The 12,100-nt window shown below is 65.6% G+C and carries 9 protein-coding genes; 7 read left to right on the top strand and 2 right to left on the bottom strand.

Features of this window, described 5'->3' with window-relative positions:
* Nucleotides 1-69: 69 nt before the first annotated feature.
* The 7 genes from BLS91_RS03260 to BLS91_RS03230 all read left to right on the top strand — a co-directional run bounded on the left by BLS91_RS03260 (nt 70) and on the right by BLS91_RS03230 (nt 8,036).
* Nucleotides 70-837: an HAD-IIB family hydrolase gene (locus BLS91_RS03260; protein WP_092339174.1), complete on the top strand. Its 768-nt coding sequence runs from the start codon at nt 70-72 to the stop codon at nt 835-837.
* A 224-nt stretch (nt 838-1,061) separates the two neighbouring features.
* Nucleotides 1,062-2,117: an acyltransferase family protein gene (locus tag BLS91_RS03255; protein WP_158252819.1), complete on the top strand. Its 1,056-nt coding sequence runs from the start codon at nt 1,062-1,064 to the stop codon at nt 2,115-2,117.
* Nucleotides 2,114-3,031 carry an alpha/beta hydrolase gene (locus BLS91_RS03250; protein WP_092339170.1) on the top strand — a complete coding sequence of 306 codons (918 nt, stop codon included), beginning with the start codon at nt 2,114-2,116 and terminating at the stop codon, nt 3,029-3,031. Before BLS91_RS03255 ends, BLS91_RS03250 begins: the two co-directional genes overlap by 4 nt.
* Nucleotides 3,032-3,136: 105 nt before the next feature.
* Entirely contained in the window at nt 3,137-4,612 is a 1,476-nt protein-coding gene (locus BLS91_RS03245; RefSeq protein WP_092339168.1) for a tyrosine-protein kinase domain-containing protein, read from the top strand.
* Nucleotides 4,613-4,699: 87 nt separating this feature from the next.
* Nucleotides 4,700-5,686, top strand: coding sequence for a glycosyltransferase (locus BLS91_RS03240; RefSeq protein ID WP_198412721.1), 987 nt, complete (start codon nt 4,700-4,702; stop codon nt 5,684-5,686).
* On the top strand, nt 5,683-6,792 hold the full coding sequence (locus tag BLS91_RS03235; RefSeq protein WP_134505173.1) for a hypothetical protein: 1,110 nt from the start codon (nt 5,683-5,685) through the stop codon (nt 6,790-6,792). Before BLS91_RS03240 ends, BLS91_RS03235 begins: the two co-directional genes overlap by 4 nt.
* Nucleotides 6,789-8,036, top strand: coding sequence for a glycosyltransferase family 4 protein (locus tag BLS91_RS03230; RefSeq protein ID WP_092339164.1), 1,248 nt, complete (start codon nt 6,789-6,791; stop codon nt 8,034-8,036). Before BLS91_RS03235 ends, BLS91_RS03230 begins: the two co-directional genes overlap by 4 nt.
* Here BLS91_RS03230 and BLS91_RS03225 read toward each other — a convergent pair.
* Together BLS91_RS03225 and BLS91_RS03220 are read right to left on the bottom strand one after the other, a co-directional pair.
* Nucleotides 8,031-9,944: a right-handed parallel beta-helix repeat-containing protein gene (locus tag BLS91_RS03225; protein ID WP_092339162.1), complete on the bottom strand. Its 1,914-nt coding sequence runs from the start codon at nt 9,942-9,944 to the stop codon at nt 8,031-8,033. The two genes, BLS91_RS03230 and BLS91_RS03225, sit on opposite strands and share 6 nt — an antisense overlap.
* A gap of 505 nt (nt 9,945-10,449) precedes the next feature.
* Complete coding sequence (locus BLS91_RS03220; RefSeq protein ID WP_134505174.1) at nt 10,450-11,853, bottom strand: right-handed parallel beta-helix repeat-containing protein; 1,404 nt, start codon at nt 11,851-11,853, stop codon at nt 10,450-10,452.
* Nucleotides 11,854-12,100 lie beyond the last annotated feature (247 nt).

The raw sequence follows: 12,100 nt of genomic DNA, 5'->3' as shown, positions 1-12,100 counted from the left end.
AACTCGCTTAGCCCGCGTGGCCGGCGCCGCGCCCGGCCGGTAACCGGCCCGCGCCGATAGAGTGGCCTGATGCCTACTCTTCCCCGCCTGGTGGCCTTCGACCTCGACGATACGCTCGCGCCGTCCAAGTCCGCGCTCGACCCGACCATGATCGACCTGCTCGTGAAGCTGCTCGGCGTCACCGAGGTCTGCATCATTTCCGGCGGCCAGTTCGGTCAGTTCCAGGCGCAGATCATCGACAACCTGCCCGAGATCAGTGCAGAGAAGCTCGCCCGGCTGCACCTCATGCCCACCTGCGGCACCCAGTACTACCGGAGCGACGCCCAAGGCTGGACCCAGGTGTACGCCGAGAATCTCAGCGACGACCAGAAGGCGCGGGCGCTCCAGGCTGTCGAGCAGACCGCCCGCGACCTCGGGTACTGGGAAAGCGACACGTGGGGTCCGATCCTCGAAGACCGCGGGTCGCAGATCACCTTCTCCGCGCTCGGCCAGGCTGCCCCGGTTGCGTCCAAAATCGCCTGGGACCCGACCGGCGAGAAGAAGAATGCCCTGCGGGAAGCCGTGCAGGCTCTGCTGCCCGACCTCGAGGTGCGCTCCGGCGGGTCGACATCCGTTGATATCACCCGGCAGGGCATCGACAAGGCCTACGGCATGAAGCGCCTGGCCGACCTCACCGGGGTTACCCTCGACGACATGCTGTTCGTCGGCGATCGCCTCGACGAGAACGGAAACGACTACCCGGTCAAGGTTCTCGGCGTGGAGTGCGTTGCCGTCGAAGGCTGGCCAGACACGGCCGCCCTGCTCGATGACCTGATTCCCCGCTACGTAGCCGTCTGAACCGCCTCCTGAGGCGCTCTACGTTGAACGCCCGGCATAACTCCTGCGATTTCTGACCTCCGAAACGTACTTCCGCATGTTTCCGGGGGCGCGCCGTCGGGCCCGGCGCGAATTGCAGGAGTTATGCCGAATGGCGTGGTGTGAGGGTCGGGTTATGGGCCCGCAGCGGCCCGACAACCGAGGTCGAGATTCCATACTGAGTTTTTCTCGTGTACATTTCGCTTGTGAAAGAGATACGGGCGGAGAACCGCGAGTGGATCAACTTCGCCAAGGGCGCGGCGATCATTCTCGTCGTGCTCTACCACTCGTCGCTGTTTCTCAACGACCTCGGCCTGGCCGGCAGCACGCCGCGACTGCGCCTCGTGCTCAGCTACTTTCCGATGCCGGTGTTCTTCTTCATCGCCGGTCTCACCGCCCGGCGCATGCTCACCTGGAACTTCAAGGATCTCTGGCGTCGCCGCCTGCTCACCCTGGTCTACCTCTACCTGCTCTGGTCGGTCATTCGGGTGGTCTTCTACCTCATCGTTCCGCACCTGCGCGGCACGGAGCGATCCCCGACCGACCTGGTCAACATCGCACTCCTCCCGGTCTGGCCCACGAGCAGTTACTGGTTCATCTGGGCTCTGGCCATCTTCACCCTGCTCGCCTGGCTGCTACGTAAACTGCCGGTCCCGGCGCAAATCGGGCTCGCCGGTGCCGTGGCCGTGCTGTCGACCACGCCGGGAGTGCTCGACCTCGACAATGTCGGCTGGGACCGCGTCGCGGCCAATTTCCTCTTTTTCATCACCGCGGTCTACTTTCCTCACGCCGTCTACCGCTTGGCGGCTCGGGTGCGGGTGTGGCACGCCATCGTGCTCGTGGCCGCGTATATCGGCCTCGCCGTGCTGCTCGTGCCGCTGCACCTTTCCCGAGTTCCCGGGCTGATTTTGCTCGAAAGCGCGGTCGCCGTGGCGATGGGCGTGGCCTTGGCCACCCTGCTCGTGCGAGTGAAATGGCTGAACTTCATGAACACCCTCGGCCAATACAGCTTTCAGATCTACCTGCTGCACCTGTTCCTCGTGGCCGGCGCCCTCGCGCTGCTCGCGCCCTTCGCCGAATCACTCTGGCTCGAACGGGCCGGCAACGCCTTGCCGTTCCTGCTCGCGGCCATCGTGCTCGTCGCCTCGCTCTACCTCGCCAAGCTCCTGCGCCGGTTCTCGTTCCTCTGGGTCAGCCCGTTCCGCAAACGCCAGACCACATCGGTCTCGCGTCGGGCTCATCTGAACGGAGACCTGTTGTGAAGAAATCTGGCCTGATCGGGGCATTCGCTGTACTGCTGGCCGCTGGTCTACTGCTCAGCGGATGCTCAGCCACCCCCACCACGCCAGTCGCCGACGCGCACAGCGACTCGGTCGCGCTGCAGAACGACCTGCAATACGGTACAGCCCGTGGCCAGAAGCTACTGCTGAACGCCTGCCTGCCGAAGGGCAAGAAGAGTCCCATTGCGGCCATGATCCTCATTCACGGCGGCGGCTTCGACAGCGGCACGAAAGACTTCGGCGGCATGACCGCGCTCTGCTCAGAGCTGGCCGACGGCGGCATCGCCGCCTTCTCGGTGGACTACCGCCTGGCACCGAAATTTGCTTACCCGGCCCAGGTGAACGATGTCACCGATGCGCTCGAGTGGTTGCGTGACCCCGCCCAGGTCGCGCAATTCGGCATCGACCCCGAACGCATCGGATTGTTCGGCAGTTCGGCCGGTGCAATCATCGCTGCCTCGATTGGCACCAACGGTACCGGCAGCCTCACCAGTGGAGACCGGGTCGCGGCGGTCGTGGCGATGTCGCCGGCGGTCGACCTCACCGAAAACGGACTCCTGCTCGGCGACCCGTCAAAGACGGCGGTCGCCTCCATTCTGCAATACCTCGGCTGTTCCAACTTCACCGACTGCCCGAATTCCCGCGAGGCGTCGCCGTTGTACTCCGTGGACAAGACCGACCCGCCGTTCTACATCGCCATTTCAAAAAAAGAACTTGTTCCCGTCGAACAGGGGGAGGCCATGGCTCTCGCGCTCAAAGCGGTCGGTGTACCGGTCACTCTCGACGTGAAACCCGGTAAACGACACGCATTGGAGCTCCTCGACGAGACCACGCGCGCGAGTATTCGTCAGTTTCTGATCGACAATTTAGTTAACTCCTCATCACGGACTGATTAAATCCTCGATACTGACGGTCCAAAAGTGAGGATTTTTATGCCAACATAGGTTTCTGTCATCGTGCACCCGAAGCACGATGCGTCGATCACGCGGGGAGAAGTGCCCATGGAACTAAAACGACTGGTTCGAATACTTAGAAAGCGATGGATTCTCATTGTTGCTTTCGTCCTGCTCGGCGTGGTCGGTGGAGCAGCAGCCGCGCTGATCACCCCCGTGCAGTACCAGGCCTCCACCCGCGTGTTCGTGGCCGCCCAGATTCAAAACGGCTCAACACCCGGTGACCTCGTGCAGGGCAACAACTTCGTCGTGCAGAAGCTGCCGTACTACCTCGACGTCGCCACGAGCCCCCGCGTGCTCGACCCGGTGATCGCAAGCCTTGGCCTCGATGAGACCGCGGTCGACCTGGCCGAGCGGGTCACGGCCACCACCCAGCCCGGCTCAGCGGTCATTGAGATCGCAGCGCTTGCGTCTACAGCGGATGCCGCCCAGCAGCTCGCGCAGGCCGTCTCCGAAAGTTTCACCGACGTCGTCATCAACCAGCTGGAGAAGCCCGCTGACGGCGGTGCCAGCCCGGTCACGGTCGGCGTGCTCGACCCCGCCGTCGCCCCCGATAACCCCGCGCTGCCTCAGCTTTACCTCAACCTCGCCGTCGGACTGCTGATCGGGCTGTTCGTCGGACTGGTCACCGCGCTCATCCTCGGGCTGCTCGACCGCCGCATCTACAACCGCGACGACATCGAACGCCTCACCGTTGTTCCCATGCTCGGCGGTATTCCGCTCGAAGCCCGCGCCAATCCGATCATCTCGCCCGACGGTGCTTCCACCGCCCGCGCTGAGGCGTTTCGGGTGTTGCGCACCAACCTCGAATTCGCCGACGCCGACACCGGTCGTCGCAGCCTCGTCGTGACCTCCTCCGTTTCGGGCGAGGGCAAGACCACGACGCTCGTGAACCTCGCCATCGTGCTGGCCGAGAGCGGTGCGACCGTCGCCGTCATCGACGCCGACCTGCGCACGCCCCGGCTCGCCGATTACCTGGGCCTCGACGCCGATCGTGGTCTGACTGAGGTGCTCCTGGGCGACGTTCAGCTCAAGGAATCCCTGCAATCGTGGGGCGCGCAGCATCCGCTCACCGTCTTGTCGTCGGGCAAAATTCCCACGAACCCGAGCGAACTGCTCGGATCGACCGCCATGGGCACGGTGCTCGACGTGCTCAGCAGCAGCTACGATTACGTGCTCATCGACGCCCCGTCGGTGCTCGCGGTGACCGACGCTGCCGTGCTCAGCCGCTGGACCGGCGGCACCATTCTGGTCGTCGGCGCGAACCGGGTGCGCGAACCCGAACTGCTCGCCGCCCTCGACGCCCTCGAAGCGGTCGGCACGACGCCCCTCGGTGTCGTACTGGCCATGGTTCCCACTCGCGGTCCCGACGCGCTCGTGCAGGGCGCCGGGTTCGCGGCTACTTCCCGCCTGGCACCCCGTGCGACCACCGCGATCGACGCGGAGACGAGCGAACCGAGTCGCTCGACCCCGCCCGACAGCGAGTCTGCCCCATCAGACACCCCTACCCGCGTCACCTGGTAGATCCACCCGTTCCATTTACGTTTGGCGCACGTTCGAAGACGCACGTTCGAAACAGTTCCGCAAAGGCTTTACCCGAAGGGAGCCTCAGTGTCCGTGCACTCGTCTTACCCGATCGATTCGTTGCCCTCCCAGCAACGAAAGCTTCTGCTCGTCGCCTCCACCGGCGGGCACCTGGCCCAGCTGGTGCGGCTGGCGCCCGGGCTGGGTGCCTCGCCCAGTTCGCTCTGGGTCACCTTTGATTCCATGCAGAGCCGGTCATTGTTGGCCGGCCAGCGCCGCATCCATGTGCCGTACGTGCGTCCCCGCGACTACCTCGGAATGATGCGCGCGGCCGGCATCGTTCGCCGTGTGCTCCGGCACGAAACGTTTGAGGGGGCAGTGAGCACCGGCGCCGGTCTCGCCGTCGCGGCGCTGCCGCAGGCCGCGATCAGCGGCGTGCCGAGCCTCTACATCGAGAGCGTCTCGCGCGTCGAGGGGCCATCGCTCAGCGGGCGGATGCTCGCCGCCAGCCACCTGGTCAGCGTACGCACCCAGCATCCAGCCTGGGCCACCAACCGGTGGCGAACGCACCCGAGCGTGCTGTCCACCTACCATTCGTTGATTCGGCCAGCGCCGGAGCGCCCCAGCCTGTTCGTCACCCTCGGCACCATCGAGGGTTACCGCTTCGACTCCCTCGTCGACGCCGTGCTCGCCAGCGGCCTGGCCGATGAGCGCACCGTCTGGCAGCTCGGTTTCACCACCAAGCGCACCGACCTTCCCGGCCAGGTGCACCAGATGATGCCGACCGCACAGTTCGTCGATGCGGCCCTGAACTCCGACGTTGTGATCACCCACGCCGGTGTCGGCACCTTCATGGGACTGCTCGAAATGGGCATTTTTCCGGTGCTCGTGACCCGCCGCAAGCACCGCGGTGAACACGTCGATGACCACCAGATGCAGATCGCGGAGCTCGCCGAATACCTCGGCGTCGCCCGAGCCGTTGACTCGCCCGACCTCACGGCCGACGTCATCCGCTTCGCTGCCGGCCGTGCCATCGACACCGGTGTGCGCATTCCGCTGCCCAGCGACCGATGAGCCAGGGGAGCTCTCCCCAGCGGATGCTGCGCGACATCTTCGTGCCCGCCCGCGGCCAGTACGACAACATCGGCGACATTCTGCTGCGCCGCCAATTGCTTGACTGGTTGCGGGCGAGCGGGCCGCTGCACGTCTATGTCGGTGAGGCGCCCGACGGGTATGCCGAGGGGCTCGGTCTCACCCCGGTCGACGTGCAGTATCGTTCGTTTCGCCGGTGGTATGCCGCGGCGCTGGCCAGTGCGGCCCGAGGCCGCGCCTCGTACGTGTTCAAACCGGGCGAGATCCAGCTGACCCTGATCGGCATGAAAGAGCACCTCGCCATGCTGCCAGTGCTCGCACTCGTGCGTGCTCGACACGGTCGCGTCGCCCGGGTCGGAGTGGGCAGCCGAAACTTCGCGCCGCTGCCGCGAGCATTGATGGGGCCTTCCATCGCGCTGTCGAACGTGTCGTTGTGGCGGGATGCGGCGACGGCCGGGTATCTCGGGCAGGGCAGCATCATGCCCGACCTGGCCTTCGCCGGCAGCAGCGCTGATTCAAGCGGCGCTGATGCCGGTGCCACGGCCCGCCGCGACGTGCTCGTCGTGTCGATGCGCTCCGATCTCGAGTACCCGAGCGCCGCCTGGCTCGCCGGGGTGCGCGCCGTTGCGGCCGACAACGGCCTGCAGATCTGGTGCGTCACCCAAGTGTTGCGCGATGATGACAAGTGCGGCCAACTTGCCGCCGACCTCGGCGGCGAGGCGCTGCGCTGGAACGGCACCGGGCATGACGAGCAGGAACAACGCCTGCGTGCCCTGTATCGGCGGGCGGCGCTCACCGTGAGTGATCGACTGCACGTGCTCGTCGGCGCCCTCACCGAGGGGGCGGTTCCGGCCGCGCTCCTGGTCGACGCCAAGTCAGACAAGATCGCTCGGCATTTCGCCGCAGCCGGACTGCACGACGTGAGCATTGTCAGCGCGGGCCTGGCTGCCGCCGAAATCGCTGAACGGCTGCAGAATCTGCTGGGCCGTCGCACGGCTATTCTGGCCGGCCTGGTCGAGGCCCAGCACGAATTGCAGACCGTGCGCCGGCTGCTGGATGAGGTGCTGCGCGACGAGAGCGTGCGGTGAGCCTCGCCGAAGCGGGCGACAAGGGTCCGATCAATACCGTCTCGAACGACGTCGAGTCCGACGATGCCGTGGTCGTTGCAGCCGAGTCCATCGATTCTGAACCGGGCGACACCGAACCGATCGCCATCGTGAACCCGTCCCCTGCAGCGGTCAGTGCCACCAGTTCCGCGTCCAGTCCCGGACCGACCCGCGTTTCGTTCGTTCCGGCTTCGCAGTCCGAGCGCCTCCTCGCCGTGCACATCGGGCGCAGCGGCGAAGTCGCCGGCGGTATGAGTCAGGTCGTCAATGGCTATCTGGCACATTCTTTCGCTGACTTCGATCTGCGCATGGTCTCGTCGCGGGACGGCAGTGGCGGGGTGCGAGCAGCTGGGCTGGCGGCATCCGCTTTTTGGAAGGTGCTGCGCCTGGCCACGCCCGAGCGCACCGTGGTGATCGCGCACCTGTCGCAGGGCGGGTCCTTCGCGCGCGAAGGCGCGCTGCTGGCCCTGGCCCACGCGCGCGGGTTCGCCACGGTCGCTCAGCTTCACGGCAGCTCCTTCGCCGACTTTGCCGAGAAACGGCCCGGCCTGGTCGGGCGTGTCCTACGCGCGGCCGACGTGGTGCTGACCCTGTCGGCCGAGTCGAAGGCCGCGGCCGCCGAGTTCGTGCCCCTGGAGCGCGTCGTGCTCGTGCCGAATGCCGTCGCCGACGGGGTGCGGCGCGAGATCGAACCGCTCGTGGTGTTCGGCGGTGCGGTCAGCACGCGTAAGGGCATCGATGTGCTGGTGGCGGTCTGGCAGCGGATTGCGCCGCAGCATCCGCTCTGGAAACTGGTCATCGCTGGCCCCATTGTCGACCAACCCGCAGTGCCGCTGACCCGCGGCGAATTCGTGGGGGCGCTCAGCCACGAGGCACTGATGAAGCTGCTGGAGCGGTCGGCGATCGCCGTGTTGCCCTCCCGCGACGAGGCGATGCCCATGTTCATTCTCGAAGCAATGGCCCGGAGGAACTGTGTTGTGGCGACGCGGGTCGGCGGCGTGCCGGCCGTACTGGCGAACGGTGTGGGCATGATCGTGGAGCCCGGCGACGCCGACTCGCTCGAGGCGGCCCTGCGGCACGCGATGACGGATGCCGCCTGGCGCGCCAAAAAGGCGGATCTGGCCAGATCCGCCTTTGAGACTACCTATTCGGCGGCCGCTGTCTTTCCGCTGGTCGAGCGCAGCTGGCAGGTTGCGCTCGACCGGCGAGCAGACAGTGTGTTATGAAATGCAGGACTGGTTCGAGAAGCCGGAACCGGCGGCCGTGACGGTGTTCGAGCAGTAGACCTTGGTGCCGCTGGCACCCTTGCTGCCCTGCTCGTGCACGAAGAAGCCGTAGCCGGCGGCACCGACCGGGGCGGTGTTGCCGAAGAAGACGTTGCGCAGTCCCCAGCCGGCGACGCTTCCGTTGACCGCAAAGCCGTGCATGGTGCTGTTCTTGCCGGTGTTGTTGTAGATGCTCCAGTCGTTGCCCTTGACCTTGACCCATTCCTCGGCGCGGGGCATGGCGTTGGCACCGTCGATGACGTTGTCGCGGATGATGCCGTTCGACGTGCCTTCCTTGACCTCGATCGGCTGGGCGCCCGTCAGGCTGATGTTGTTGGCCATGAGCAGGGTGCGGTCGGTGTTGTCGGGCTGGCAGGTGGTCTGAGCGCACCAGTTGGCGTCTGAGGTTCCGATGTAGATGCCCTCGCCGTAGAACGGGTCGCGCTTTCCGGTGTTCTTGATGGTGTTGCCGACGATGGTGTTGTCGGTGCTGAAGGCGCGAACGTGAATGCCCTCGTAGCCGATGTTGTCGACGAGAGTGTCGGCAACGGTGACGTGGTTGCTGCGGATCACGCTGATGCCCTTGAGGCTGTTGGTGACGGTCATGCCGGCTATCACGAGGTTGGACGAGTTGGTGATCTGAATGCCGTGGTTGTCCTGGATACTGCCGACGTTGATCACGGCGCTGCGCGGTCCGCAGACCCAGATCGGGTTGGAAGCGGTTCCATTGACGGTCATGTTGATCTGCTCGTTGTAGGTGCCGGGGGCCAGCTTGATGACGGTTCCGGGCTGGGCCTGGGCGAGCGCGGCCATGAGCTCCCTGGCCGTGGCCACGTTCACGGTGGCAGCGGGGCAGTCAGCGTAGCGGTGGGTGCTGATCGGAGCCGGGGTCGGCGCGGTGCTCGGCACGGCCGACACGATGAACGCGTCGACGATGCTGCTGGTACCGGTGGAGCGGGCATCCTTCTGACCGGTGCGGGTCACCGTGATGGTGTGGGTTCCTGCCGAGAGGCTCGTGGTGCTGAACGCGTTCTGCTTGTAGGCCGTGGTCGCCGAGTAACCGTTGACCGTGGCAACGGTCTGGCCGTCGATCGCGATGGTGCTCGTACCCGAGCTGCTGGTCAGACGGGTGATGAAGGCAACGCTGGTGCCCTGAAAGGTGAACGCGGCGCTGCCTGAGGTCGTGGTGAACTGCACTCCGCCGCCCGAGTCATTGGCCGAGCCGGAGGTGCGCCAGGTACCGGCATACGAGACCGATGCCGAGGCGCTGTCGAAGGTGGTCGAGCCGGCCGGGGCCTGTACCGGAGCCGTGGTAGCAACCGGAGTCGGGGTGGGCTCAGGGGCCGGTGTCGTCGTCGTGCCTGCCGGGGCCAGGGTGACGAAGGCGTCGACGATGCTGCTGGTTCCGGTGGAACGGGCATCCTTCTGGCCGGTGCGGCTCACCTTGATGGTGTGCGTTCCGCTGGAGAGATTCGAGGTGCTGAACAGGCTCTGCTGGTACTTCGTCGAGGCTGAGTAGCCGTTGATCGTGGCGACGACCTTGCCGTCGATGGCGATGTCACTGGTGCCTGAGCTGCTGGTCATACGTGTCACGTAGGCCACGGTTGACCCGGTGAAGGTGAGCGAGGCGCTCGACGTGGCCCCGGCGTACTTGATCGATGCGCCGTTGTCGGACGGCGAGCCCGTCGTGAGCCAGGTGCCGGAGTACTTGACCTGCGAGGAGCTACTGTCGACCACCGTGGTGCCGGCGGGCGCAGTGGCGGCGGAGGCTGAGGCGACGCCGACGGGGATCATCGCGGTGAGGGGAACCAGCGCGGCGATGGCGACGGCGGCGATGATGGCGCGGCGTGAGATGCGGGGGAACAGCATTGTGGACCTTCCGGAAATTCATGGACAGTTGGTGGCGTCCGTGAACCCGGGGGATTACGACGCACATGATCTTCGTGAACTTCGGCTTCGCGCTGCCGTGATCACTTTTTGTCAATTAGCGTCTGAACTGCTGCGCGTTACCCGTGTGTAAATGGGTTTGTGGGCGCAATCTGAGCGGATGCCGCGCCTCGCCTCGCGCGAGCGCGCGCGGGAGGGCTTCGGGGTGCTCCCGTGTGGCCGGATGGCCGAAACTGAAAAGACCTCGACGATTTCGCCCTGATCAGTGCTATTGCCCATTGTGGGCTATGCCCCGCAAACGGGGGCGTGTCCTGCGGGCCTCCGAGCGGGGTAGCCGCGGCGTGGCATCCGTCATTCCTGTGAAAGCGCCTAGAGAAAATCTGAAACTGTTGAGTCTTTTGTCAACCTCGAAAATCGTGAAGCTGAGCGCGCGACAAACGGCCCTCAACGCGCTCCCTGAGCGCATTGAGGGCCGTGAGAATTTCGGCTATCGAGTGCAGGCGATGTTGGAGAGGCCTTCGCCAGCGCGGGTGACCGAGTTCGAGCACGACACGTCGGTGTCGCTCGACCCCTTACGGCCCTTCTCGTGGATGAAGAAGGCAAAGCCGCCGGCGTTCACCGCCCCGGAGTTGCCGGTGAAGGTGTTGCGCAAGCCCCAGCCATCGACACTGCCGTTGACTGCGAATCCGTGCAGCGGGCTGTTGGAGCCCCGGTTGCCATCGATGGTCCAGTCGTTGCCCTTGACCTTGACCCACTCTTCGGCATCGCTCATGGCATTGGCGCCGTCGATCACGTTGTCGCGAATGACGCCGTCTGACGTGCCCTCCTTGACCTCGATCGGCTGGGCGCCGGTGAGGCTGATGCGGTTGGACAGCACCCGGGTGCCGTCGGTTCGATCGGGCTTACAGTTGGTCTGGGCGCACCAGTTGTTCTCCGAGGTGCCGATGTAGATGCCCTCGCCGAAGGATGCGTCGCGCTTACCGGTGTTCGAAATGGTGTTGCCGACGACCGTGCTGTCGGTCGTGAAAGCGCGCAGGTGGATGCCCTCATAGCCGATGTGGTCGATGCGGGTGTCGGCGATGGTCACGTTCGTGCCGCTGATTACGCTGATGCCCTTGAGGCTGTTGGTCACGGTCATGCCCGCGATCACGAGGTTGGAGGAGTTCTTGACCTGGATACCGTGGTTGTCCTGGATGCCGCCAACGTTGATCACGGCGTCGCGCGAGCCGCAGACCCAGATCGGGTTGGAGGCAGTGCCGTTGGCGTGCATGTCGATCTGGCCTCTGTAGGTACCGGGGGCCATCCTGATGACGGTGCCGGGCCGTGCGCGGTCGACGGCCGCCATGAGCTCGTCGGCGGTGTGCACCGTCGTCGTCGCGGCGGGGCAGTCGGCATAGCGGTGCACTCCGGTCGACGGCGCGAGCGCGGGGACGGGCGCGGGTTCCGGAGCCGGGGCCACGCTGGTCGTGGCGTTCACGACGAAGGCGTCGACGATGCTGTTGGTGCCGCTCGAGCGGGCATCCTTTTTGCCGGTTCGACTGATCTTGATGGTGTGGCTGCCGCTCGACAGGGTGGTCGTGCTGAACGCGGTCTTCTGGTGCACTGTTCTCGCGGAGTACGCATTCACCGTGGCGACGACCTTGCCATCGATCGACACGGTACTCTTGCCCGAGCTCGTGGTGGTGCGGGTGATGAAGGCCACGTTGGTTCCCGTGAACGTCATCGACGCGCTGCCCGCACTGAACTGAAACCGCACGGAGCCACCCCGGTCGGCGGCATCGCGGGTGCTGCGCCAGGAGCCGGTGTAGGTGATCTTGGCCGAGGAACTGTCGATAACAGTTCGGGCCGGTCCGGCGGCGGCGGCCTCGATGCCCGGGATGGGGGCGGTCATCGGGACCAGAATAGCCACGGCGACCGCAGTGAAGGCGGCGACAATAGTCAGAGCGTGGCGAGTGGATGCGCGCGGGCGGGGGAGTGTGCGGGAAGTCGGCGTGCGGTCAGCCGGTTTGCGTTGGGGGTGGTTGCGGAACAGGTGCACGGTGGAGTCCTCCGGAGAGTCAGGTTCGCGAATGGACAGCTGGTGCGCGAGCGGCGCGGATGCTGGCAGAGCCGTATCGCAGGGCAGGAGCGGGTGAATT

The sequence above is a fragment of the Cryobacterium flavum genome (assembly GCF_900103805.1).
GTDB classification, from domain to species: domain Bacteria; phylum Actinomycetota; class Actinomycetes; order Actinomycetales; family Microbacteriaceae; genus Cryobacterium; species Cryobacterium flavum.
This window is presented reverse-complemented; position numbering and strand designations above follow the sequence as displayed.